At 64.4% G+C, this 23,590-nt stretch carries 23 protein-coding genes, 1 tRNA gene and 1 pseudogene; 20 read left to right on the top strand and 5 right to left on the bottom strand.

Going from position 1 to position 23,590, the window contains the following annotated elements; translation table 11 throughout:
- Positions 1-42: 42 nt before the first annotated feature.
- Both LJ362_RS17075 and tatC read left to right on the top strand, forming a co-directional pair.
- Entirely contained in the window at positions 43-141 is a 99-nt protein-coding gene (locus LJ362_RS17075; protein ID WP_413774243.1) for a hypothetical protein, read from the top strand.
- Entirely contained in the window at positions 138-1,358 is a 1,221-nt protein-coding gene (gene tatC, locus LJ362_RS04635) for a twin-arginine translocase subunit TatC (protein ID WP_264800990.1), read from the top strand. Before LJ362_RS17075 ends, tatC begins: the two co-directional genes overlap by 4 nt.
- Here tatC and LJ362_RS04640 read toward each other — a convergent pair.
- The 3 genes from LJ362_RS04640 to LJ362_RS04650 all read right to left on the bottom strand — a co-directional run bounded on the left by LJ362_RS04640 (position 1,259) and on the right by LJ362_RS04650 (position 5,301).
- Positions 1,259-1,855 (bottom strand): hypothetical protein, encoded by a 597-nt coding sequence (locus tag LJ362_RS04640; protein WP_264800991.1) that lies wholly within the window; start codon positions 1,853-1,855, stop codon positions 1,259-1,261. The genes tatC and LJ362_RS04640 overlap by 100 nt on opposite strands.
- A gap of 313 nt (positions 1,856-2,168) precedes the next feature.
- Entirely contained in the window at positions 2,169-3,425 is a 1,257-nt protein-coding gene (locus LJ362_RS04645) for a serine hydrolase domain-containing protein (RefSeq protein WP_264800992.1), read from the bottom strand.
- Positions 3,426-3,576: 151 nt separating this feature from the next.
- Entirely contained in the window at positions 3,577-5,301 is a 1,725-nt protein-coding gene (locus tag LJ362_RS04650) for a biotin carboxylase (RefSeq protein WP_264800993.1), read from the bottom strand.
- Between the two features lie 184 nt (positions 5,302-5,485).
- On the opposite strand from LJ362_RS04650, the pseudogene LJ362_RS04655 reads away from it, so the two are divergent.
- From LJ362_RS04655 to LJ362_RS04665, 3 genes and pseudogenes are all read left to right on the top strand, one after another.
- Positions 5,486-5,934: pseudogene (locus LJ362_RS04655) on the top strand (MaoC family dehydratase N-terminal domain-containing protein).
- A complete protein-coding gene (locus LJ362_RS04660; RefSeq protein WP_139907283.1) occupies positions 5,931-6,374 on the top strand; it encodes a MaoC/PaaZ C-terminal domain-containing protein in 444 nt (147 codons plus the stop codon). The pseudogene LJ362_RS04655 and the gene LJ362_RS04660 overlap by 4 nt, the downstream one beginning before the upstream one ends.
- The gene (locus LJ362_RS04665) at positions 6,371-7,480 is read left to right on the top strand and encodes a UDP-N-acetylmuramate dehydrogenase (protein WP_264800994.1); all 1,110 of its coding nucleotides are present in this window, start codon (positions 6,371-6,373) and stop codon (positions 7,478-7,480) included. Before LJ362_RS04660 ends, LJ362_RS04665 begins: the two co-directional genes overlap by 4 nt.
- Before the next feature lie 16 nt (positions 7,481-7,496).
- On the opposite strand, the gene LJ362_RS04670 is transcribed toward LJ362_RS04665, so the two are convergent.
- On the bottom strand, positions 7,497-7,868 hold the full coding sequence (locus LJ362_RS04670; protein WP_264800995.1) for a hypothetical protein: 372 nt from the start codon (positions 7,866-7,868) through the stop codon (positions 7,497-7,499).
- Between the two features lie 131 nt (positions 7,869-7,999).
- Between LJ362_RS04670 and LJ362_RS04675 the strand changes: the two genes are divergently transcribed.
- The 14 genes from LJ362_RS04675 to LJ362_RS04740 all read left to right on the top strand — a co-directional run bounded on the left by LJ362_RS04675 (position 8,000) and on the right by LJ362_RS04740 (position 21,406).
- On the top strand, positions 8,000-9,139 hold the full coding sequence (locus LJ362_RS04675) for a metallophosphoesterase family protein (protein WP_264800996.1): 1,140 nt from the start codon (positions 8,000-8,002) through the stop codon (positions 9,137-9,139).
- A gap of 122 nt (positions 9,140-9,261) precedes the next feature.
- Positions 9,262-9,334, top strand: a tRNA-Trp gene (locus LJ362_RS04680).
- 95 nt (positions 9,335-9,429) lie between these two features.
- Positions 9,430-9,708 carry a preprotein translocase subunit SecE gene (gene secE, locus LJ362_RS04685; protein WP_101547325.1) on the top strand — a complete coding sequence of 93 codons (279 nt, stop codon included), beginning with the start codon at positions 9,430-9,432 and terminating at the stop codon, positions 9,706-9,708.
- 82 nt (positions 9,709-9,790) lie between these two features.
- Complete coding sequence (nusG, locus tag LJ362_RS04690; RefSeq protein WP_264800997.1) at positions 9,791-10,657, top strand: transcription termination/antitermination protein NusG; 867 nt, start codon at positions 9,791-9,793, stop codon at positions 10,655-10,657.
- 424 nt (positions 10,658-11,081) lie between these two features.
- Positions 11,082-11,519 (top strand): 50S ribosomal protein L11, encoded by a 438-nt coding sequence (rplK, locus tag LJ362_RS04695; protein WP_025776636.1) that lies wholly within the window; start codon positions 11,082-11,084, stop codon positions 11,517-11,519.
- A gap of 64 nt (positions 11,520-11,583) precedes the next feature.
- Positions 11,584-12,279, top strand: coding sequence for a 50S ribosomal protein L1 (rplA, locus tag LJ362_RS04700; protein WP_101547327.1), 696 nt, complete (start codon positions 11,584-11,586; stop codon positions 12,277-12,279).
- 225 nt (positions 12,280-12,504) lie between these two features.
- Entirely contained in the window at positions 12,505-13,782 is a 1,278-nt protein-coding gene (locus LJ362_RS04705; RefSeq protein WP_264800998.1) for a helix-turn-helix domain-containing protein, read from the top strand.
- A 145-nt stretch (positions 13,783-13,927) separates the two neighbouring features.
- The gene (locus tag LJ362_RS04710; protein WP_264800999.1) at positions 13,928-15,451 is read left to right on the top strand and encodes an aldehyde dehydrogenase family protein; all 1,524 of its coding nucleotides are present in this window, start codon (positions 13,928-13,930) and stop codon (positions 15,449-15,451) included.
- Positions 15,452-15,576: 125 nt separating this feature from the next.
- Complete coding sequence (gene adhP / locus LJ362_RS04715; protein ID WP_264801000.1) at positions 15,577-16,596, top strand: alcohol dehydrogenase AdhP; 1,020 nt, start codon at positions 15,577-15,579, stop codon at positions 16,594-16,596.
- Between the two features lie 358 nt (positions 16,597-16,954).
- The gene (rplJ, locus tag LJ362_RS04720; protein WP_264801002.1) at positions 16,955-17,488 is read left to right on the top strand and encodes a 50S ribosomal protein L10; all 534 of its coding nucleotides are present in this window, start codon (positions 16,955-16,957) and stop codon (positions 17,486-17,488) included.
- 59 nt (positions 17,489-17,547) lie between these two features.
- Positions 17,548-17,934 (top strand): 50S ribosomal protein L7/L12, encoded by a 387-nt coding sequence (rplL, locus tag LJ362_RS04725; RefSeq protein WP_264801004.1) that lies wholly within the window; start codon positions 17,548-17,550, stop codon positions 17,932-17,934.
- Between the two features lie 213 nt (positions 17,935-18,147).
- Complete coding sequence (locus tag LJ362_RS04730; RefSeq protein WP_264801005.1) at positions 18,148-19,383, top strand: hypothetical protein; 1,236 nt, start codon at positions 18,148-18,150, stop codon at positions 19,381-19,383.
- Positions 19,383-20,192 (top strand): hypothetical protein, encoded by an 810-nt coding sequence (locus LJ362_RS04735; RefSeq protein ID WP_264801006.1) that lies wholly within the window; start codon positions 19,383-19,385, stop codon positions 20,190-20,192. The genes LJ362_RS04730 and LJ362_RS04735 overlap by 1 nt, the downstream gene beginning before the upstream one ends.
- The gene (locus tag LJ362_RS04740) at positions 20,189-21,406 is read left to right on the top strand and encodes a hypothetical protein (RefSeq protein ID WP_264801007.1); all 1,218 of its coding nucleotides are present in this window, start codon (positions 20,189-20,191) and stop codon (positions 21,404-21,406) included. The genes LJ362_RS04735 and LJ362_RS04740 overlap by 4 nt, the downstream gene beginning before the upstream one ends.
- 64 nt (positions 21,407-21,470) lie before the next feature.
- Here the strand turns inward: LJ362_RS04740 and LJ362_RS04745 are convergent, their stop codons facing one another.
- Entirely contained in the window at positions 21,471-22,271 is an 801-nt protein-coding gene (locus LJ362_RS04745; RefSeq protein ID WP_264801008.1) for an MBL fold metallo-hydrolase, read from the bottom strand.
- Positions 22,272-22,370: 99 nt separating this feature from the next.
- Here LJ362_RS04745 and LJ362_RS04750 point away from each other — a divergent pair, with 99 nt between their 5' ends.
- Positions 22,371-23,429, top strand: a complete 1,059-nt coding sequence (locus tag LJ362_RS04750) for a GNAT family N-acetyltransferase (RefSeq protein WP_264801009.1) — start codon at positions 22,371-22,373, stop codon at positions 23,427-23,429.
- Positions 23,430-23,590 lie beyond the last annotated feature (161 nt).

Here is a 23,590-nt window from a genome sequence, read left to right on the forward strand (position 1 = left end):
TTCATCCTCGCCATCATCATCCTCGTCTTCGGCGCATCCAAGCTGCCTGCGCTCGCCAAGAGCCTCGGGCAGTCTGTGCGCATCCTCAAGGACGAATCATCCGACTCGCGGTCTGGTGATGAGACGGAACCCCACTCATGAGCACCGCCGCGGAGAAGATGCCGCTGTCCGCGCACCTGCGGGAGGCGCGAACACGGGCGGTGCGCGCGGTGGTGGCGCTGCTCATCGGCACGGTCATCGGCTATCTCACGTCCGATTTCGTCATGGACGTCCTCCGGGCCCCGATCACCGAGCTCGCCGAATCCCGCAGCGTTTCGCTCAACTACGACAGCGTCACCGGCGCCTTCGACCTTCAGCTGTGCATTGCCGTGTACTCCGGGATCGCCCTCTCCAGCCCGGTATGCCTGGGGGAGATCTTCGGATTCCTCACCCCGGGACTGACGGCGAAGGAGAAGAAGGTGGCGTTCGGCTTCCTCAGTGCCGCGGTGCCCCTCTTCGTCGTCGGCTGTCTCACCGGCCTGTACATCTTCCCGCGGATGGTCGAGGTGCTCACCTCGTTCGCCTCGAGCGAGGACAGCACCTTTCTGCAGGCGTCTTACTATTTCGACTTCGTGTTCAAGATCGTCATCGCCACCGAAGTCGCCTTCGTCCTTCCGGTCTTCCTCGTCGTCCTCAACTTCATCGGCCTGCTCTCTGCTCGATCGATCGCGAAGGCCTGGCGAGTCTCCATCGTGGCCATCGTGGTCTTCGCCGCGCTGGTCACCCCGGCCTCCGACGTGCTCTCCATGTTCTTCGTCGCGGCCCCGATGGCGCTGCTGTTCCTCGCCGCACTCGTCATCGCGTGCAGCGTCTGCCCCACTACGCGCAGAAGCTCGGTGAACTCGCCCGCCTGCTCCGTGCTCAGGTCGACACGGCGCGGACTCGGGCCGCCGAATCGATGGGCACCGAGGACTGGAGAACGCTTGATCCGCGACAGCACGATCCGCGCCGGATCATCCGAGAGGCCCTGGATGAGCCGGTCAGCGCCCGGAGTTCGGAGACCGCGGCCCCGGGTTCGGCTGAGCTCTCCGAGCGTGCCGTGGACGGGGAGAGCCGATCACCCGCCGAGGCGGCCGGCGGCTTTGTCGTCACCGATTCGTCCGGACATCCGCGGAGACGATTCGTCGCCCGCACGGACGAAGGTCGTACGGGCGACGATGAGTGTGCAGTCGCAATCTCAGGAACCGATCGATGACCGGGGGCGGGGCCTCCTCGGTGATCAGTCCTTGAAGTCGAAGTCTTCCTTGTCGATGCCGGGGAACTTGAGTTCGTACTTGACCATCTTGTCCTTGTGGTCGACGATCTTCACTGTTCCGTAGTACGTCTTCTCACCTTTGAGGGCTTCTTTGTCCTTGACGGTGACATTGCACGTTTCGAATCCGTACCATTCTGTGAGATCCATATCCGTTGCGCACTCGGCCTTCTTGACTGTGAAATCGAGTTTGTTCTCGAACAGGTCGACGAGGTCGGCCTCGATCGATGAAGCAGGCACGGTTCCATTGCCCTTCTTGTCGATCTTCATCCCGTCGTCGCTGGCCCAGCTCGTGGTCTTCGCAGCGTCAGCGTACGGGTCGGTGGATTTCGTGTCTGTGGGCTCCGCCTCGGCGGGTTCGGATCCGGGGGCGTCGGCCTCTTTCGATTCGACGGCTCCTCCGCCGAATCCGCCTTCTTCGGTCTGCGCGGCCTCGGACTTCTGATCCTCGGCGGGCTTGTCCCCTCCGGATCCTCCGCAAGCAGTCAGGGACAACGCGAGAGTGGTTCCAGCGGCCGCCGTCAGCAGGCGGGGCATCCAGGTGGACCGGCGAATCGGGGTCATCGTGTTTCTCCTTCGCGCTCAGGCGATCACAAGCGTTGTCGATACACCACGATTCTGCCACGTCCGGTTGCCGCGAAGACCGGTTCGGTGTGCGGATCCGGCGACACCTGTGGCGATTCGGGCACATCCGGGCTCAGCGTCAGCTGAGTTTCAGGCAGGGAAGTGACCATCCCTCACCGTTCCTCGCACAATCACCCCCTGCGACAGGGCGCTCTGCGAGGAACGGTGACGAGTGCCAACGCACGTGTAGGAGAAGCCACCACCGCGAGGTTGTGCAGGCAGCGGTGCGGGATGGTCCGGCTGTGCTCGGCGGCTACTCCGCGGCGGGGGAGTTGACGGCCCTCGCGAGAGCCTCGAAGGCGCGGATCGTCGGGAACAGCTTCGTCGCATCCTGCGGCAGCCCCCAGCTCGAGAGCTTGACCCCGAGGACGTTGGCACCCGGGTTCATATAAATCATCTGCCCATGGATGCCGAGGGCCAGGAACGCATGAGAATCGGGGAACGGGAACCAGAACTGGTTGTGATACGCCCCGCCCGGCATCCGATTGTCTCCGGGCCCATCGGCGAACGCCTGACGCACGTCCTCGGCGGTGGTCAGCGTATCGCCGATCCACGTCGTCGGCGCCACCTGCTGTCCGGTCAGCGACTGCCCGCGGTTGGTGTAGACATAGCCGAACCGGGCGAGATCGCGCAGAGTCGTGTTGATTCCGCCGTCGAACATCCCGACCCCGTACTGGTCGGTGGCGATGATCGCGTCCTGTTCGGCGCCGATCCGAGACCACAGCACCCGCGACATGAGCGACTGCATGCGCTCGCCGGCGATCTTCTCGCACACCCATCCGAGCACATCGGTCTCGCACGACCGGTATTCGAAGACACCGCCGTGCTCGGACTTCGCCTCCAAGGTGGTGAGGAACTCGTACATGCCGATGCCCGGGTTCTCCCGCTTCGCCTCGGACCAGCCGATCGACTCTTCGATCTGCCGGACCTCGGACTTCGGGTCGAGGTAGTCCTCGGAGAAACGGATGCCCGAACGCATATCGAGGACATGGCGCACGGTGGCACCGGCGTAGCCGGACTCGGCGAGTTCGGGCACATAATCGGTGACGAGGCGGTTCGGGTCGAGGTCACCCGAACCGGCAAGGACACCGGCGACGGTGCCGACGAGCGATTTGGACACCGACATGAGCAGATGCTCGGTCGACGCGGTCATCTCCCCGAAGTACTCCTCGGTGAGCACGGTCCCGTTGTGCATGAGCATCCAGGCATCCGTGTCGGTGGAATCGATGACGCTGCGGACGCTGCGGGCCTCCGAGTACTCCGTCGCGGGAACCTCGACCTCGCCGAGATCCTGCGGGTCGGCGGGCAGCTCGGCCACCGGACCGGTGCCCCGGGAGATCGGCGTCGTGGGCAGGACCCGTGCGACGTTCTGGAACGACCAGCGCACATTGTCGGGATCCTGCCAGTTGTCCCGGTCGATTCCTGCCGCAGGGTCCACGGGTGCCGATGGGGTCACGGGCTGGTCGGTCGGGGGAGTGGCCGCGGTCTGGTCCGGTGACGGTTCGATCACTCTTCTCCTCTGAATCTTGCATCGGTCTGTCCGCGGAACGGCTCCGCGGAGGGCAGCTGAGGGCCGCCTCGGGTCGTGTTGAGATTATCACCGAGGCGGCTCCGCGCTTCGCGTGTATCTGCTCTTCGCGTTCAAGGGAGCGGCGCTGAGTTCAGTCGCCTTTGGCTCCGGGGCCGCCGAGGGCCGGAGACGGATCGTCGGCGACGACCGGAACTCCGGCGTACATCGCCCTGATCGAATCGATGAAGTGCTTGGCCCGGATGCTCAGCGCATCAGGCCCGCCGACGTTCGTCTGCAGCGGATTCTTCGTCACCAGGACTCCGAGGTCCGCACCCTTCCACCGGTAGTCCCCGGCCCCGAAGATGCGCAGGAAGAACACCTCGCTGCCGTTCTGCAGGGGGTGCCAGTCGAGTGCCGCACGTTTGTACGTCAGCGTCCCGTACTGGTCGAGATAGTACTGGCCGGTCAGCGGGGAATGCGTGATGTATTCGGTGATCGGAGCCGTCTCCTTGATGATCATCTGGCTCCACTCGTCGGCGCCGGAGAGCTCCTCCCACCGCTCATTGATCTCCGTGACATCGAGGTCGAATTCGACGTCGAGGTATTCGAGCAGGTGGAACAGGAACAGGGGCACATCGGCATAGGCGCCGGCTGTGACGTTCGTGATCGCCGAGGCCCCGGAGATGCGCGGATTGAGCTCACCGAGGTAGCAGTCGTCGCTGTCGAGATCGACGAGGACATCGACTTCGAAGAACCCACGATAGCCGCGTTTGCGCAGGCCTTCGCCCATCTTGCGCACGAGCTCACGGGTCTGCGCCCGCTGCTCCGCGTTGAGGACATCGGGTTTCATCTCGTTGCCGCACCAGCCGCCCTTGTACGGGGTGAGCTCGGCGAAGCCGGCCAGCTCGGTCAGATACGGACCGACGACGACACCACTGGAGGTGATGACCGCCTCGACGGCGACCGGAGTGTTGTTGATCCGCTTCATCACCTTCAGCTGCTCGCCGATGATGTCGTCCTTGTGCGCCTCCCAGCCCGAGACATCGGAGATGAAGAACGTCGTCTTCCCGGAATCACCGTAGGGGGTCTGCACGACGAGATCCGTGCCCAGCCCCGCCTCGGCGGCCCGCTCATTGAGCTCTTCATAGGTGTCGGCAGTGGTCAGCACGTTCGGGACGGAGAACGCACCGGCCTCATTGCCGAGCTTCGTCGTCTCGATCTTCGAATCGAGCTGATTGCGCAGGGTTGCCGACGGCAGGATGAGGTCGTAGCCGAGTTCACGGCAGATCCGCTCGGTCTCCTCGTCGAAGAAGACCATCGCGACCTTGACCCGCTCACCGTGGGGGACATTGCGCGTCATATGGGCACGCACCTCGGCGTTGAGCAGCAGCCAGTTGTTGATCGCCTCACCCGATTCGAACTCGACATAGGGCTTGTAGCGCGGGGAGAAGACGCGCGGATGACCGCCGTCCCAGCCGTCGTAGTAGGTGATGTACGAGAAGTTGCGCACCCACCGGTCGAGTCCGAGCAGGTTGAACGGCGTGGCTCCGACGAAGAAGATCGGGGTCTGATTCGTGCGGAAGAAGTGCCGGACCTCGGAGACGTTGCGCAGCGGTCGACGCAGCTGGACGCTGTCGGCTTCTTTGCCAGCGTAGGCGGCGTCGGTGGCCACTGCCACTTCGACCTGCGGCGGGTCGACGTCGGCAGGTGCCGGGGCCGGATCAGAACCGCCGGCTGCCGGTGCAGGCGCAGCGGCGGCGCCGGGGCCAGGTGTGTGCGGTGAGGGGACCGCGACTGCGTCTTTGACTCGTGCGCCGGGGGTCGCCGTCTGTGCCTCGGGGCTCTGCGGGTCAGTGCTGGGGGATCCGTTCGTCATCGCACTACTCCTTACCGAATGTGATGTGGACAACATATACCAGTTTCGTAGTCATGGGCCCGATGGTGCATCAAATGTGTGAACCGGATGCGAACGTCTGATCAATTCTTCGCCGGTGAGCCTCATCCTGAGGCCGTGCTTTAGGCTGGTGTCGATACTGACCCCAGTGGAAGAGAGAGCGCATATGCCGGTGAATACGGAGAAGCAGGGGGCCACGTTCTCCCTGCCTCAGCCCTATGAGGTCTCCAGGGAGGCGATCGCGGAATTCGCGCTCGCCACCGGAGCGAAGGCCGATTACCATTCGACGCCGAGGCGGCCACCGCGCTGGGCTACCGCGACGTCGTCGCCCCGACCACCTTCGCCGTGATCATCGCGCAGAAATCGGAAGCCGCCTATATCTCCGACCCGGATTCGGGCATCGACTTCTCGAAGGTCGTCCACGGCTCCGAACAGTTCTCGTTCACTCGACCCATCGTCGCCGGCGATGTCCTGTCTGCGCTCACCCACGTCGACGGAGTCCGGGCCGCCGGAAACAACGCCATGATCACCACCCGCACCGAGATCATCGATGTCGCGGAGCAGCCCGTCGTCACCGTGACCTCGACCATCGTCGTGAGAGGGGAGGGAGAATGAGCGCCATCGACTTCTCCACACTGACCATCGGAGACACCGTCGTGGAATCCGAGATCCCACTGTCGCGCGCCTCCCTCGTCGACTATGCCGCAGCCTCGGGCGATCACAATCCGATCCACTGGAACGAACGCTTCGCCCGCGAAGTCGGTCTCGACGATGTCATCGCCCACGGGATGCTCTCGATGGCGGCGGTCATCGCTCCGGTGGCCGAATGGCTCGGAGACCCGGGTGCGATCGTCGACTACCGGACCCGCTTCTCCGCCCCCGTCGTCGTCCCGGATGCCGATTCCGGATCACCGGCCACCCCGACGACCTCGCTCAAGCTCACCGCCACCGTCGGTGCCGTCGACCCCGCCGTCGGCACGGCCCGCATCGACATCTCCGTGAAGTCCGGAGAGGCCGATGTCCTCAGTCGCACTCAGGTTCGGATCTCGGCGTGACCGAAGCCCACCCGCAGGAACTCTCCGGCTTCACCACCTTCCGCCTCGGCGGACCGGCCCCGCAGGTCACGGTCGCGAACACCCGAGACGAACTGATCGACTTCTGCTCTGCCCACCCGCTCGAACTCAGCGGACAGGAGACGGCGCAGGTCCTGTTCATCGGCGGCGGATCGAACCTGCTCATCGCCGATGCCGGATTCGACGGTGCGGTCTGCGTGGTCCGAACCACCGGAGTGGAGACGACCCAGACCACGACGACCGACACCCGGGTCACCGCCGAGGCGGGGGAGGACTGGGATGACTTCGTCGCCCACACCCTCGACCTGGGGCTGTCCGGACTCGAAGCACTGTCCGGGATCCCCGGATCGGTCGGCGCGACCCCGATCCAAAACGTCGGTGCCTACGGCACGGAGGTCGGCGAGCTCATCTCATCCGTCGAGGTCTTCGACCGTGTAGCCGGTCAGATCCGCCACCTCACCGCAGTCGAACTCGAATTCGGCTACCGCACCTCGGCACTCAAGCGCGCCCAGATCGCGGCCGGAACTCCGCAGTTCGTCGTGCTCTCGGTGACCTTCGACCTCCAGCGCAGCGACGAGTCGCTGCCGGTGCGCTACGCCCAGCTCGCCTCGACCCTCGACGTCGAGATCGGCACCCGCGTCCCGGCCGCACAAGTGCGCGAGAACGTCATCGCCCTGCGCCGGTCGAAGGGCATGGTTCTCGATGCGGCCGACCACGACTCCTGGTCGGCGGGATCCTTCTTCACCAACCCCATCGTCGAGGACGCCGAGATCTTGCCCGCCGAAGCTCCCCGCTATCCGGTGACCGATCCGCTCAGCGGAGCGAAGATCGAAGGGAAGACGAAGACCTCAGCGGCCTGGCTGATCGAGCACGCGGGGTTCTCCAAGGGCTTCAGCCTCGGTGAGGGACCGGCGTCGCTGTCGACCAAGCACACCCTGGCGCTGACGAACCGGGGACACGCGAGCACAGCCGATGTGATCGATCTTGCGGCGACCGTCGTCGCCGGCGTCGAGGACGCCTTCGGCATCACCCTCGAACCCGAACCGACCTTCATCGGCTGCTCCATCGACGACGGGAAACGTCTCTAGACTGGTGGCCGTGTCATCACGACGGAGAATCACCGCACTCGTCATCACCTTGGCGGCGGTTGCGCTTGTGACCCTGCCCTGGGCCCTGTTCACCTCGCGGGCCGATCTCACCTTCGGTCCGCACGAGGCGCAGTACCGGATCACCGCGGACTCCCGGCTCACCGTCGACTTCGGCCCCCTGGGCAGACTGCTCGTCCCCACCGAGGATGTCATCCCACTCGGACTGGGACTGCACGTCGACATCGGAGAGATCCCCGTATCCGGTGATTCCGGTGACGACGAGCGACCTGCGGCCGATCCCGCGGAGGTGGCGGACCCCGGCGGGGGAACCGTCGATGCCCTCGGCGGTGACATCGCCTCCTATGCTTCGCTGTTCTCGGCCCCGCAAGCGCAGATCGACCAGGTCATCGACGGACTCAGCCAGGAGATCCTCACGCGATGGGCGTTGGCCGTGTGCATCATCACCGGGGGACTCGTCGGCCTGGCCCTCTTCCTCGGGCCGCCCGGGTCGACACCATCATGGGCGCCTTCGTCGGCAAGGAACTCCTCGGCATCGGACTGGTGCTCGTCCTCGTCCTCACCGGACTGGGCGCCGTGGTTCTCAACCGCCCGAAGCCGATCGCGGCCGATCCGGCGTTCGAGGGCACGCCACTGGCCGGATCCCAGGTCACGGGCCGCCTCGGCGGAATCATCGACACCGCGTTCGGCGCTGTGCAGGACTTCGCCGACGACAATGACGCCTTCTACGACGAGGTACTCGAAGCCCTGCGGGCGCAATGGAACGACCGCCCGATCACCGGGAACTGGACCGATCGGGGACTCGTCCCGCCTGCCGGAGTCGGTGCACCCGCAGCCGACAGCGGTGAGGGCGAAGGGCAGAAGGGTGTGTCCACGTTCGTCTATGGCTCCGACATCCACTGCAATATCGGAATGGCCCGCGTCGTCGGTGCAGTGGCGGAGATGAGCCGGGCCGATGCCTATATCGACGGCGGAGACATCTCCATGACGGGCACCTCGGCCGAGAACTACTGTCTCGACGTCGTCGATGACGAACTGCCGGAGAAGCTGCCCCGCATGATCGTCAAAGGCAACCACGATTCCATGGAAACGACGCGGCACGCGCGGACCCGCGGGTGGAACGTGCTCGAGGACTCCACCGCGGAGGTGGCCGGGGTGACCTTCTTCGGTGCCGCCGACCCGCGCCGGACCGTGTTCGGGTCCGGTCCGCAGCTGGAGACCGACCTCACCGCAGACCAGTACGCACAACGGCTGCGCGACGAAGCCTGCCGGGCCGATTTCGACATCATGCTCATCCACGATCCCGCCGTCGGCGGACCGAGCCTGCGCTCGGGCTGCGCCGCCTACGCTCTCAGCGGACACTGGCACCGACGGGTCGGACCGGAGAACTTCGGTTCGGGAACTCGCTACGTCAGCTCGACGACCGGGGGTGCGCTGGCGAATGCACTGACACCGGGACCGCTGAAGATGAACGCGGAACTGAGCATCATCCGCGTCGACAATGAGACGAAGCGCCCCATCGACGTGCAGATCATCACCGTCACACCCGACAAAAAGGTGCAGATCGCCCCGTGGGTGCGGTTCCCCGAACCCAGGCCCCTCGTGGGCCAACCGCCTGCCGACGAACCGGTGGGTGAGTGAGCGTCGCCACGTTCGAGACATTGCTTCGACACTCGGTTCGACGAATAACGGTCGAGCACGGTATGCTCGTTTCTCGTGGTCGGACACCACAGGGATCGACACGATCGCTCAAGTCCGATCAGAGGGGTGTGGCGCAATTGGTAGCGCAACGGTCTCCAAAACCGTAGGTTGCAGGTTCGAGTCCTGTCACCCCTGCGCAGTTGACTCTGCCGAAGTCTCATCGGCCAGGCGCCGTCCTCGACCGGCACGAACAATTGTGAAGCCAAACGAAACCGACCGAGTGAGGATGTGTGAGCGACACACCGGCAAAGCAGACTGGCAGCGCACCCAACAGTGCCTCCGGTCCAAAGAAGCTCGGATTCTTCGGACGAATCCTGCAGTTCTTCCGCGAAGTGGTGGCAGAGCTCAAGAAGGTCGTCACTCCGACCCGGAAGCAGCTGCTCAACTACACGCTCGTCGTGCTGGGCTTCATCCTGTTCATGATGCTTCTCGTCACGGGCCTCGACTTGGTATTCGGCAAGCTCGTCGGCTGGGTGTTCGGCGGAACTCCGCTGTGGCCCCTGTGGTGATACGGCCTCAGCCGTGAACCACCCCAAGCTCAAACTTCACTCCCTACCGGGAATCACAAAACGCGAAGCGAGGAATTGATCGGTGTCGGAAACCAACTCACCTGAGCAGGAGACCCCTGAGACCCAGGACGTCACTCCCGAGGAGTCGGGTGCCGCTGTGGTGCCCGAAACCGAAGAGACGGCCAACGACGCCGAGGCGACCGCCTCCGTCGAGTTCGCTGACGCTGACTCCGCAGAAGCTGCCGACTCCGCTGAAGAAGCCGATTCGGCTGATGCAGTCGATGGCGAGCAGGACGATGCCGCTGAAGACGTCGCCGCTGCCGATGAGGTCGACCCGGCCGAAGAGTTCAAGGCCGAGCTGCGCATGCAGGAGGGTGACTGGTATGTTATCCACTCCTACGCAGGCTACGAGAACCGCGTCAAGCAGAACCTCGAGAACCGCACCGTCAGCCTCAACCTCGAAGAGTTCATCTTCGAGTCGCAGGTGCCGATGGAAGACGTCGTCGAGATCAAGAACGGACAGCGCAAACAGGTTCGTCGTGTGCGCATCCCCGGCTACGTGCTCGTTCGCATGGAACTGACCGACGAGTCGTGGGGTGCCGTCCGCCACACTCCGGGTGTCACCGGATTCGTGGGCAACGCCTACGACCCGACTCCGCTGTCGATCGACGAGGTCTTCTCGATGCTCGCCCCGATCTTCGAAGAGCGCCAGGCCGAAGCCGCCGCTGCTGAAGGCCCCGCCGCCGAGGCTGCTGCGAAGTCCGCGCCCATCACCGAGGTGGAGTTCGAGGTCGGCGAGTCCGTGCTCGTCAAGGAGGGCTCCTTCGAGGGCCACCCCGCTACGATCCAGGAGATCCGTCCGGAATCGCAGAAGCTCACTGTGCTCCTGTCGATCTTCGAACGCGATGTTCCCGTCGAGCTCGGCTTCGACCAGGTCTCGAAGCTCTGATAGCCGCATAGTTGCACTGATCGCCTGGGTGCGATCGTGACCGAAGGGGCCCGGAATTCTCCGGGCCCCTTCGGTGTTCCCGCGATCCCCGGCTCGGCCGCCTCGGCGAAGGGATTGTGTCGTTGGGGAAGGGATTGTCTCGATCAAGGCTGAGCGCAGTTGTCGAGCCGTCTACGGGCGATATCCGGGCCCGCGCTTGAACGACGTCGCCGAGGCGGGCACGCCGAGGTGGTCTCATCAGCCGGCGACGTTGCCCCGCCTCGGCGAGGGAATGATCGGGTGATGCCCCTCACGAGCATTTGCCCGCAGGCGGGCGCGCATGGAATACTGGTGTGGTTTGATTGCGGCCCTTATCGGAAGGCCGCTGTCGAACGATGTGCTGTATATGTCTGGCACATCGAAACCTCAAGATTAAGGACCGTACATGCCTCCCAAGAAAAAGGTAGCCGGCCTCGTCAAGCTCCAGATTCAGGCAGGTGCCGCTAACCCGGCTCCTCCGATCGGTCCGGCGCTTGCCCAGCACGGCGTCAACATCATGGAATTCTGCAAGGCCTACAACGCCGCCACAGAATCCCAGCGTGGAAACATCGTTCCCGTCGAGATCACCGTGTACGAAGATCGTTCGTTCGACTTCGTGCTCAAGACCCCGCCGGCAGCCGAGCTGATCAAGAAGGCCGCCGGAGTGAAGTCGGGTTCGGCTACTCCGCACACCGTCAAGGTCGCTCACCTGAGCGCCGACCAGGTGCGCGAGATCGCCACCACGAAGATGCCCGACCTGAACGCCAACACCCTGGATCAGGCCGACCGCATCGTCGCCGGAACCGCGCGTTCCATGGGCATCACCACCGACATCGAGGTCTGAGACCTCACCCCACACAGTGGCAGGGCCCACGCAGCCCACACCACGACTGCAAGGAGTAAAGCAGATGGCAAAGCGTTCGAAGGCCTATCAGGCCGCGGCTGAGAAGATCGCCGCAGATGTGAACTATGAACCGGCTCAGGCGATCGCCCTGGCCAAAGAGACCAACGTGGCGAAGTACGACGCCACGGTCGAGGTCGCTCTCCGCCTGGGTGTTGACCCCCGCAAGGCGGATCAGATGGTGCGCGGCACCGTCAACCTTCCGCATGGTACCGGTAAGACCGCTCGGGTCCTGGTGTTCGCTGCCGGCGACCGTGCAGAAGCTGCCCGTGAAGCAGGTGCTGACTACGTCGGCTCCGATGACCTGCTGGAGAAGGTGGCCGGAGGGTTCACCGACTTCGATGCCGCTGTTGCGACCCCTGACATGATGGGCAAGGTCGGTCGTCTCGGTAAGGTGCTGGGTCCCCGCGGCCTGATGCCGAACCCGAAGACCGGCACCGTGACCATGGATGTCGCCAAGGCCGTCAGCGACATCAAGGGCGGAAAGATCGAATTCCGCGTCGACAAGCACTCGAACCTGCACTTCATCATCGGAAAGGTCTCCTTCTCCGAGGAAGCTCTGCAGGAGAACTTCGATGCTGCGATCGAAGAGATCCTGCGTCTGAAGCCGTCCTCCTCGAAGGGCCGCTACATCAGCAAGGCCACGATCACGACCTCGAACGGCCCGGCCGTTCCGGTCGACCACTCGGGTCTGCGCATCTGATCTGATCGATGCACCGGCAGAGGGCGGGAAGCGAGCAATCGCTCCCGCCCTCTTCCTTCCCAATTGCTACCTGACGGCGGCCCAGCAACCTCGCGCTAGGTAGCTGGGCCGCCGTCAGGTAGTTCTGGGAGCGGACGGGGCCTTGTTCACAGGCAGGTTCGCGATTAGATTATGAGCAGTTGAAACACTCTTCCGACACCCGCCGATGGAGGTGGACCGTCCGCCATGGATTCGACGCTGCTGCTCGAAGACACCTATCAGAGCGCCGTTCGACGCGCACATGAGCGTCTGGCAGGACCGTCGGAGACGAGCCTCCACCTGCCGTCGTCAGGGCCCGGGGTGCGCGCCTCGGTGCTGGAATCCTGGGACCGGTCCCTGACCCGGCTGCGCGACCCCGACAGCGTGCAGGTCCAGGTCGCATTCGAAACCGATCGTCTCGCCGAGGTGCGCCGGCGACATCCCTTCCACGCGATCATGCCGCTGCTGCGGTCCCATCTCATCGAACCCGCCAAAGACGCCGGACTGCTGGCCGCCCTCGGCGACGAACAGGGGCGACTGCTGTGGGTTGAGGGGGAGCGGGGCGTGCGCAACCGCGCCGAAGCCATGGGATTCGTCTCCGGTTCGGACTGGTCCGAGGAGGTCATGGGCACCTCCGCCCCGGCCCTGGCACTGCGATCGGGCCTGCCCGTGCAGGTCAGCCGCGCCGAGCATTTCGCCCCCGACGTCCATTCCTGGAGCTGCAGCGCCGTCCCCGTCACCCACCCGCTGACCGGGCAGGTCATCGGCATCATCGATGTCACCGGGGGAGACGACGCCGTGTCCTCCATCGTGCTGCCGCTGCTGTCGTCGACGGCGAAGGCCGCCGGGGCTCAGCTGTCCCAGCTCTTCACGCCGCAGCAGATGCACACCGGCACCGAGGCGGCCGGGACCAGACTGACAGTGCTCGGTCCCAGCCCCGCTTTGGAGAACCCCGATGGAACGCGGATTCCCCTGAGCCGTCGGCACGCCGAGATCCTGTTGCTGCTGCACAGGCATCCCGACGGCATCAGCGGTGCCGGACTGGTGGAGCGGCTGTGGTCGGTCGGCGGCAGCGAAGTCACGGTCCGGGCGGAGATCAATCGTCTGCGCAGAACGATCGGCAGCTTCGGCGATCTGCGCATCGACGCCCGCCCCTATCGGTTGCACGGGGACGTCGATTCGGATCTGGAGCTCACCGTGCAGGCTCTGGCCAGCGGTGACACGGATTCGGCCCTCGAGCAGTTCAGGGGGACCGTCCTGCGGGATTCCGAAGCGCCGGGAGTCCGCGAGATCGCGGCGGAGGTCGATGCGCTTATGCGCGAGACCCTGCTCCAGGACGGAACCTGGCAGCAGCTGTGGCGGTTCGCGAACCTGCCGGACTTCCGCGACGACGTCGAAGTCCTCATGACAGTGCTGCGTCTGGCACCGCCCGAGGCCGCCGAACGCAACGCCGCGGTCGTGCGCCTGGAGGCGCTGGGCCTCTGAACTCGGCGAACCGATTGCGGTTCGGTGTGCGGGACGGGGCGGCCACCTCGGCGATGTGATGCAACCCACATGCAACGTTGCGCTCGGTAGCGTCGTGGTCACACGGAGACAATCCGGTGGAATCAGACGCATCAAAGGAGTTGCAATGACTGTCTACGCACAGCCTGGTCAGGACGGGTCGCTCGTCACCTTCAAGTCCCGGTATGAGAACTTCATCGGCGGTCAGTGGGTGCCGCCGGTCAAGGGCAACTATTTCGAGAACCCCAGCCCCGTCACCGGCAAGACCTTCACCGAGGTCCCGGCCAGCACCGCTGAGGACATCGAACTCGCTCTCGACGCCGCGCACAAGGCGGCTCCGGCCTGGGGCAAGACCTCGGTCGCCGAACGGGCCAACATCCTCAATCGGATCGCCGACCGCATCGAAGAGAACCTCGAGATGATCGCCGTCGCCGAGACTTGGGACAACGGCAAGGCGATCCGCGAGCCCCTCAACGCCGACCTGCCGCTGGCGGTCGATCATTTCCGCTACTTCGCCGGAGCGATCAGGGCACAGGAGGGCGGACTCTCGCAGATCGACGATGACACCGTGGCGTATCACTTCCACGAGCCGCTCGGTGTGGTCGGCCAGATCATTCCCTGGAACTTCCCGATCCTCATGGGCGTGTGGAAGATCGCACCGGCGCTGGCCGCGGGCAACGCGATCGTGCTCAAGCCCGCCGAGCAGACTCCTGCCTCGATCCTCGTCCTCGTCGAGCTCATCGCCGACCTGCTGCCCGAGGGCGTGCTCAACGTCGTCAACGGCTTCGGTCTGGAGGCCGGCAAGCCGCTGGCGTCGAACAAGCGGATCTCGAAGATCGCGTTCACCGGTGAGACCACAACCGGTCGTCTGATCATGCAGTACGCCTCGCAGAACATCATTCCGGTGACTCTGGAGCTCGGCGGAAAGTCGCCGAACATCTTCTTCGAGGATGTGCTGGCCAAGGACGATTCGTATGCGGACAAGGCCCAGGAGGGCTTCACGATGTTCGCTCTCAACCAGGGCGAGGTCTGCACCTGCCCGTCGCGTGCGCTCATCCAGGAATCGATCGCCGATCCCTTCCTCGAGAAGGTCGTGGCCAGGACGAAGAAGATCGTCCAGGGCAATCCGCTCGACACGGACACGATGATGGGCGCCCAGGCCTCGAACGACCAGTTCGAGAAGATCATGTCCTACCTCGACATCGGCCGTCAGGAAGGCGCCGAGGTGCTCACCGGCGGCGGCAAGGCCGAACTCGACGGGGATCTGGCCGGCGGCTTCTACGTGCAGCCGACGATCTTCAAGGGCACGAACAAGATGCGCATCTTCCAGGAGGAGATCTTCGGGCCCGTCGTCTCGGTCGCGACATTCTCCGACTACGCCGACGCCATGGCCACGGCCAATGACACGCTCTACGGCCTCGGCGCCGGTGTCTGGTCGCGCGACGGCAACACCGCCTACCGGGCCGGACGTGAGATCCAGGCCGGGCGTGTGTGGGTGAACAACTACCACGCCTACCCGGCTCATGCGGCCTTCGGCGGGTACAAGGCTTCGGGCATCGGTCGCGAGAACCACAAGATGATGCTCGATCACTACCAGCAGACGAAGAACCTGCTCGTCAGCTACTCGGAGAGCGCCCAAGGCTTCTTCTGATCCCTATTGCTACCCGACGGCGGCGCAGCAACCTGGCGCCAGGTATCTGGGCCGCCGTCGGGTAGTTCCACCACAAGTTCAAACCCCGCATCGCCTCATCAACCATCATCACAAAGGAGCGAATGATGTCCGCAATGAAAGCTGCAGTGGTCGAGGGCTTCGGCCAGGAACTCGTCGTCGGGGACAACGCCATTCCCGAACCCGGCCCGGGTCAGGCCCTCGTCAGACTCGTCGCCTCCGGCGTCTGCCACACCGATCTCCACGCCGCACACGGTGACTGGCCGGTCAAACCGAAGGTGCCGCTCATCCCGGGACACGAAGGAGTCGGCATCGTCGAAAAGGTCGGCGAAGGCGTCACCGATGTCGAGGTCGGACAGATGGTCGGCAACGCCTGGCTGTGGACCGCATGCGGAACATGTGAGCACTGCCGTCAGGGATGGGAGACCCTCTGCGAATCCCAGGTCAACGGCGGCTACGGCGTCGACGGCTCCTTCGGCGAGTACATGCTCGTCGATACGAAGTTCGCCGCCATTGTCCCCGACGATGCCGATCCCTATGAGATCGCCCCGGTCCTCTGCGCCGGCGTCACCGTGTACAAGGGACTCAAACGCACCGAGGTGAAGCCGGGCCAATGGGTCGTCATCTCCGGAATCGGCGGGCTCGGACACATCGCCGTCCAGTACGCCGTGGCCATGGGAATGCGCGTCGTCGCCGTCGACGTCGCCGACGACAAGCTGGCGCTGGCGAAGAAGCACGGTGCCGAAATCACCGTCAACGCCTTCGCCGAGGATCCGGCCGAGATCATCCAGGACAAGATCGGCGGCTCACACGGAGTCCTCGTCACCGCCGTCCACCCCGCGGCGTTCGGTCAGGCAATTGGAATGACTCGCCGAGGCGGCACCATCGTCTTCAACGGACTGCCGCCCGGTGACTTCCCGGCACCGATCTTCGACATCGTGCTCAAGGGCCTGACGATCCGCGGTTCGATCGTCGGCACCCGACAGGACATGGTCGAGGCGTTGGAATTCTACGCCGCCGGCAAGATCCACCCGACGTTCACGAAGCGACCGCTCGAGGACATCAACGCGATCTTCGACGAGATGGAACACGGCAAGATCGACGGCCGCGTCGTCATCGAATACTGACAAACCCGCACACCCGCGCTCCCGAACTACCTGACGGCGGCGCAGCAACCTCGCGCCAGGTTGCTGCGCCGCCGTCAGGTAGTGTGGGAGGGGTCTCGGTGGTCGGATTGGACTTGCCGGGACAGACTTCGTTAGACTTGAACCACCCAAGACCGTCGGTCTCTGTGGAATCATCGGAATTCGCCATCGAATCCCGGTGGCTGCAGACGAAGACTCCTAGAGAGTGACCCACGCAGGTGAGCTCGAAATCCTTCCGTCGGATTCCCTTTGGAATCGGCGGCCAAGCGTTTCACGCCTATCTGCGTGGAGCGCTTTTTCTGTTGTCGGGACAGACCGGACGACTTATGAAAGGAACACCATGGCGAGGCCAGACAAGGCAGCCGCAGTCGAGGAGATCAAACAGCAGTTTGAGAACTCCGACGCTGTGTTGCTGACCGAGTACCGCGGTCTCACCGTCGCGCAGATGAAAGAACTGCGCGTCTCTCTCGGTGAGAACGTCAGCTACGCCGTGGTAAAGAACACGCTGACCAAGATTGCAGCCAAGGAAGCCGGAGTCACCGGTCTCGATGAGCACCTCAATGGGCCCACCGCGATCGCGTTCGTCAACGGCGAACCACCTGAGACTGCCAAGGCACTGCGTAACTTTGCCAAGGCGAACGACAAGCTCGTGGTGAAGGGCGGCTACTTCGATGGAGCCGCGCTCAGCCCCGAACAGGTCAACCAGCTCGCCGACCTCGAATCCCGCGAAGTGCTGCTTGCAAAGGCAGCCGGTGCCATGAAGGCAAGCCTCCACCAGGCGGCTTACCTCTTCACCGCTCCGCTGGTCAAGGCCGTGCGCACTGTCGATGCCCTCCGCGAGAAGCAGGACGACGCTCCTGCCTCCGACGCCTGAGCATCACCACAAACCGAACCGGTCGCTGATCGTGACCAAAACAGGAAGGACTAGCCACCATGGCTAAGCTCACCACCGACGAGCTCCTCGAGGCTTTCAAGGAGCTCACCCTCATCGAACTGTCCGAGTTCGTCAAGAAGTTCGAAGAAGAGTTCGACGTCGAGGCTGCCGCTCCGGCCGCCGTCGCCGTTGCTCCTGCCGCTGGCGGAGCCGGCGAAGCCGCTGCTGAAGAGCAGACCGAATTCGACGTCATCCTCGAATCGGCCGGCGAGAAGAAGGTTCCCGTCATCAAGGAAGTCCGTGGACTCACCTCCCTCGGACTCAAGGAAGCCAAGGACCTCGTCGACGGAGCTCCCAAGGCCGTCCTCGAAGGCGCTTCGAAGGAAGACGCCGAGAAGGCCAAGGAGACCCTCGAGGCTGCCGGCGCCACCGTCACCCTCAAGTGATCTTCTGCGCAGCAGCCTGACTGCTGCATAGGCTTCGAACCCCCACGGTCCGCCGTGGGGGTTCTCTGCATCCCCACCGGGAATGCCCACTCCAACAGGAATGCCCTAGGAATGCCCTCATTCGCCGAGGATGTTCGCCCGTCCCATGTCGATGTGACCGATTCGGAACACCGATCGAGAGGGGCCGGGCAGAAGCTGAACTATCCTTGACTGGTGACTGAGACGACGAGCTACGCCCGCGCACAACAGCAGCTGCGCGAACGCATCCGCGGAACTTGGGCGCAGCATCCCCTCTACATCGACGAGATCATCAGGCCCGGACTGACCGAGAATCAGATCAAGGCCATTCGGCAAGCCTCACAACAGACCGAGGACACCGGCCTCACCCACTACCTCGCGATCGTCCCCGGACTCCTGACCATGGGCTACGGCGATTGGGCGAAGTTCACCTCCGACTTCGCCTTCGACATGCATCAGGAATCGGGGGAGAAGCAGACCCTCGTCCTCTTCAGTGAAGGCGAGACCTCCGCCCGCTCGTTCGCCTACCTCGTCACCGACAACGGACCCGTCGTCCCCACGGGTGCCCCGGAACTCATGAAGTCCAGCAGCGACGACTTCATCTCTGTCGAACTCGCCGTGCCCTACTATCTGCAGGTCCTCGTCGCCGCCGCCAAGGGCACCGAACCTCCCCAGGCACCGGATTTCGACACCCGCGACATCGGTGACCGCGATGAGGACTACATCGAACGCTTCGGCCTCGACAACTCCGACCCAGACACGCTCGTCTTCGGCGCCACGGCGGTCGCAGCCCTCGGTGCGACCCTGTGGCTGCTGCATCGCCGTCATCGCTATTCCTGGCGGTCTGAGCTGACCACGAAACCCGAACTGGTCACGTCGCACAAGCTGAAGAAGGCCGTCACCGAGGCGGCCGCCCCTATCCCCGAACCCGACCATCCCGATGACGACACGTGGGCCCTGCATGACCGCGGCAGACGAATCCAGGATGCGCTGGCGGCTCTGACCGCGGCCCACCCCGATTGGGCAGAATCGGTCGACTTCGCCCACCGCAACGGCGTGTTCGTCCTCGTCGCCCTCGACCGTTGGCTGCGCCGACAGCTGCGCAGGCGCTCCAGCCGAGTCGAAGACGAACCGCGCTTCTGCTTCCTCTTCCCGCATCATCGCAAGGACATTGAGGACCATGTGCTCAAACAGTCGGGCCGCAGTCTCACCGTAGGGATGTGCGCCGACTGTCGTCAGGAGCTGGCGACCGGCCACGACCCGGAACGACTGATGGTGCCCAAACGTCCCGGCTCCACCCGTGCAGTTCCGTACTTTCAACGCGATGACGCCTACGCACTCTCTGGTTTCGGCAGCTTCCAACCTCTCGACGAGGCGGTGCTGGATGAAATGAGCCCTCAGCGCTCCGCCGCTGTCGGAAGGAGCCGATGATGGCCGCCGGAAGCGTGCGTTCGAAGACCCCACTCGACTGGCTCATCGCCGTCGTCGCGGTCACTGCAGTGTCGATCGGCGCCACTCTGCTGAGCACACATCTGTTCGATCAGGCGAAGGCCGAGAGGATCACCGCAGCCGACAGTGACGCGATCGTCGTCGACTCGATCTACGACGACCGCATCGAAGGCGCCCATGATCCGAACTACGGAAGAGACCGGTACCAGGCGATCGCGAAGTCCTTCGCCGCAGATCCCGTCTACTTCGACGGCTACCCGGAGTTCGAGATCGACGAGGGCGATGTCGACTCCATCCGCGCGGAGATCGCCGACGCCGACAGCCCGATCTATGTGGCGTTCCTCAACGTCTCGGATCTCGACGATGCCGATGGAGACCTCGATCTGTTGGCGGCCCGGATCGCCACCGAGATGGATGACCCCGAGGCTGCAGTGCTCACGGTCGATGCCACCGGGCGCATGGGACTGGCGGAGAAGGGCCTCATCCGACCTTCGCTGCTGTCTCTGTCGGGGGACTTCGACGACAGCGACTCCGATGCCGCGCTCGCGGGAGTGCGTAAGATCAGTGCTGCCGAGACCGAGGACGTCGAATCGCGCTACTCGCACCGTCACGATGATGACGGGAACCCGGAGGTGACTTCCGAGGACACGACGAAGGACCCGCACACGCTGTCGTACAGCACCGGCGGCGCCGTGGCCGGAGCCGTCTTCGGCATCCTCGTCGGCGGGGGAATCGGCGTCGGAACATACTTCATCCGCCGCGCACTGAAGAAACGGACAGCGAAGCAGTGACCCAACAGGCCCAGACGATCGCCGAGGCGCTCAACACCGATCCCGTCTACGTGACGAATGCCGCGAAGGGGGAGATCAACGAAACGCTGCTGCAGAAGGCGGAGACGAAGATCGACAGCCTCGACTTCGATGTCTACGTCATCATCACCGGAGGCGAGGGTGCCGATAGGGATCTGCTCGAGCAAGTCAAGGTCTTCAACGGCGATGAGGGTGCGTTCATCATGATCGATACGAACACCGACCTCGCCGTCGACTACACCTTCGAGGACCAGCACGACCTGCAGATGCAGGTGATGGAGCAGATGTCCGTCGGACGCGAACAATGGAGCCACAGCACTCCGTCGCAGACGAAGCTGAACATGCTCCTCGACCTCTACGCCGATCCGCAGGAGGCACCCGAGTACGAAACAGGACAGGAAGTCTCGGGCAGCGAAGTGCAGACGGTCGACGGTTCGAACTCGACAGCCACTCTGTTCCTCGGGGGAGCGGTTCTGGTGCTGGCGCTGGTCATCGCCGTCATCTGGTTCGCCCGGTCCCGGCGAGAGCGGGCGAAAGCCGCCCGCACCCGCCGCCGCTTCGAATTGCCGGCACGACTGCTCGACCGAGTCGATGACCTGCAGCGGAAGACCCTGCGGGACGGACTGAGCGAGGACACGACGGAGCTGGCCGACGAGATCACGCAGCTGCAGACACAGGACCTCAGCACCATAGACGCCGAAGGAGTGGAAAGAGCGCTCGACGCCTACCAGATGGCCAGAACCATCGTCGACGACACCGAGGCCGAACGCATCGACCTCGCCGGGGCCATGGTGCTGCTGCGCCAGGCCGGACGTGAGATCGCCGAGGTGAAGCTGCACAGATCGACCAAGCGCGGGACCCGGTCGCGGAAGTCCGATTCTGCCCGCGCCTCCGGCACGACGAAGTCAGCAAAGGCGCGGGGACTCCCGCAGAGTCTGTGCACTGTCAACCCTCTCCACGGAGAGGCGCGATCGAATCAGCTGGTGAGCACCGAGCGCAAGGGACACTTGGCGGGAAAGAGCGTTCGCGTCCCCGTCTGCAGCAGCTGCCTGTCCGATCTGCACTCCGGCCGCGAACTGCAGTGGATCTTCGACGGCGACCGACCCTACGTCGAGGGCCGCAGCGTTTGGGCACAGACGCTGTTCGGAGCGATCGGCGGCGATCTCGTCACCGCCCTGCACCGGCACGGCTCCTAGGGAACCGGCCGGCTGAGTCCACTCAGTCAGTGCACGTCCGACCGTTGCTCAGGCGGGTTCGGAATCAGACCAGGCGGTGCTCCCGGGGAATCGTCCGATCATGATCACCCGGCATGGAGCGGGCGGGCAGGGCCACCTCGGCGTCTCCCTGATCGACCCTCATCCCCTCGATATCGGCGAGCTGACGGGAAACGAAATCACGGTCGACCGGGGTCCCGTGACCGGGAACGAAGGTCCTCGCCTCAGGAAACGACAGCAGGGTGTGCAGGCTCGATGCCCATTCGCTCAAGGAAGCATCGGCCCCGGCCTGAGGTGCATCCGCCTCTTCGACGAGGTCGCCGGTGAAGACGATGCCGAGCTCGGGCAGTCGGACGACGAGGTCGGCCGTCGAATGTCCTCCGAGCACATGGAACTCGACCGGACAGCCACCGAGGTCGAGGTGCCACACATCACCGGGTGTCGGATCGACGGGCGAGACGTCGACGAGGAGCTGACCGGGATCCGTGGGTAGGCTCGACCGATATTCAGCCGGAAAGTCACCGTCCGCGACTCCGTCGAGAGCGATCCAGGCCGTGGCCTCTTGATCGGCGGCGAACGATGACGATGCGTACACGGCGGTGACCCCGGCGGAGACGGCTGCGGCGGCGCCGAAGAAGTGATCCCAATGATCATGGGTGATCGCGAGCTCGATCGCGCGGGGATGGCTGCCTCCGATCTCCTCGCCGAGGCGGCCCGCCCGCTCCACCAGATGTGCGGCGGCCGCGGGGCCGGGGCCCGCGTCGACGAGCAGAGAGCGGTCGGTGCCGACGATGATTCCGCAGTTGACTGCGGCCGGATCGAAGCTGAGGATACTCACTCGTGTCATGGTCGCAGTCTAGAATGTCTCCCACCGGCTGTCAGCGCGACGATGCGCGAAGGAGACATTGCAATGCGAGGCGGCCATCAGCGACGACAGAGGCCACAGATGGAGATCACTCGGATCAGGTCCGGACACGGCAACCCGGCGGCAATCGAGGCATTGATACCCGAGCTGCTGGCTTTCGACACTGTCATCAATCGAGCATCCGGGCTGGGGGAGGACTTTGACCCGATTCCCGAAGACCTGCGGCACTCGCTGACCAGCAGGAGCGAGTACCGGGCCACGCTCACCTGGATCGGTCGCAACCACGGAGACATCGTCGCCAGGGGCACTGCCGACCTGCGTCTGACGAGCAACACCGACACCGCAGAGCTCTGGTGCGCGGTCCGACCCGATCTGCGCCGACGAGGACTGGGCGCGGCCCTGCTCGAGCAGATGGAGTCCGATCTGGCGGCAGACGGACGGACCGCGCTGTCGACCTATTGTGAGATCCCGGAGTCTGTCAGAACTGCCGATCTGCGCGGGGCCCATCTTGCCGCCGAGACCGGTGCCGGGACGCTGCCGGTGGCTCTGCCGGAAGTGTCTTTCCTCAGCGCTCGCGGATACGGGCTCGCGCAGATCGAACGGTGCTCGGTCGCTCCGACCGCCACTGCGGCCGAGCTCGACCTCGGAGACATGGCCGACGACTACATCATCGAGACATGGCGCGGGCCGGTCCCGGAACAGCGGCTCGAGCACATCGCACTGTGCAAGCGCCGACTGAGCACCGACGTGCCGGGAGCAGCGAAATTCGGGGGAGAGGAGACCTGGGACGGTGAGCGGGTGAGGGCCCTCGACGTAGAGAAGGAAGCAAAAGGCGAAACCATGGCCACGGCGCTCGCCCTCCTCGACGGGGAGCCGGCGGGATACACGCAGGTCGGACACTCGCCCGATCGGCGGACCGTCGGGTGGCAGGGCGGAACTCTGGTGCTGAGCGAGCATCGTGGCCACCGGCTCGGCGCCAGGCTCAAGATCGCCAATCATCGCAGCCTCGCCGAGAACACGGCGGTCGACCGGGTGTACACGTGGAACGCCGTGGAGAATTCGTGGATGCTGGCGATCAACGATCAGGCGGGATTCGCCACGTGGGCCTGGGTGGGGATGTGGACGAAGAATCTGCACTGAAACCGTCGTCTTGCCAGACTTGACCAGATGCTATAAGCTTGATATTTGCATCGTTCTGCCTGTGGTGTGCCTTCATATAGCGGTGGGCACAGCATTTCCACTCAAGTGAACCATGCCGACGCCGGGAGTCGAAATCTGACACACCCCGTATATGTCGTGGA

It is taken from the genome of Brevibacterium sp. JSBI002 (assembly GCF_026013965.1).
In the GTDB taxonomy this organism is placed as follows: domain Bacteria; phylum Actinomycetota; class Actinomycetes; order Actinomycetales; family Brevibacteriaceae; genus Brevibacterium.

Excerpts from the sequence above, each read along its gene's own strand:
- rplA (WP_101547327.1), top strand. The coding sequence starts at position 11,584 with ATGGCAAAGCGTTCGAAGGCCTATCAGGCCGCGGCTGAGAAGATCGCC.
- rplK (WP_025776636.1), top strand. The coding sequence starts at position 11,082 with ATGCCTCCCAAGAAAAAGGTAGCCGGCCTCGTCAAGCTCCAGATTCAG.
- LJ362_RS04640 (WP_264800991.1), bottom strand. The coding sequence starts at position 1,855 with ATGACCCCGATTCGCCGGTCCACCTGGATGCCCCGCCTGCTGACGGCG.
- LJ362_RS04650 (WP_264800993.1), bottom strand. The coding sequence starts at position 5,301 with ATGACGAACGGATCCCCCAGCACTGACCCGCAGAGCCCCGAGGCACAG.
- LJ362_RS04705 (WP_264800998.1), top strand. The coding sequence starts at position 12,505 with ATGGATTCGACGCTGCTGCTCGAAGACACCTATCAGAGCGCCGTTCGA.
- LJ362_RS04675 (WP_264800996.1), top strand. The coding sequence starts at position 8,000 with ATGGGCGCCTTCGTCGGCAAGGAACTCCTCGGCATCGGACTGGTGCTC.
- adhP (WP_264801000.1), top strand. The coding sequence starts at position 15,577 with ATGTCCGCAATGAAAGCTGCAGTGGTCGAGGGCTTCGGCCAGGAACTC.
- tatC (WP_264800990.1), top strand. The coding sequence starts at position 138 with ATGAGCACCGCCGCGGAGAAGATGCCGCTGTCCGCGCACCTGCGGGAG.
- LJ362_RS04710 (WP_264800999.1), top strand. The coding sequence starts at position 13,928 with ATGACTGTCTACGCACAGCCTGGTCAGGACGGGTCGCTCGTCACCTTC.
- LJ362_RS04745 (WP_264801008.1), bottom strand. The coding sequence starts at position 22,271 with ATGACACGAGTGAGTATCCTCAGCTTCGATCCGGCCGCAGTCAACTGC.
- LJ362_RS04735 (WP_264801006.1), top strand. The coding sequence starts at position 19,383 with ATGGCCGCCGGAAGCGTGCGTTCGAAGACCCCACTCGACTGGCTCATC.
- rplL (WP_264801004.1), top strand. The coding sequence starts at position 17,548 with ATGGCTAAGCTCACCACCGACGAGCTCCTCGAGGCTTTCAAGGAGCTC.
- LJ362_RS04660 (WP_139907283.1), top strand. The coding sequence starts at position 5,931 with ATGAGCGCCATCGACTTCTCCACACTGACCATCGGAGACACCGTCGTG.
- LJ362_RS04750 (WP_264801009.1), top strand. The coding sequence starts at position 22,371 with ATGGAGATCACTCGGATCAGGTCCGGACACGGCAACCCGGCGGCAATC.
- rplJ (WP_264801002.1), top strand. The coding sequence starts at position 16,955 with ATGGCGAGGCCAGACAAGGCAGCCGCAGTCGAGGAGATCAAACAGCAG.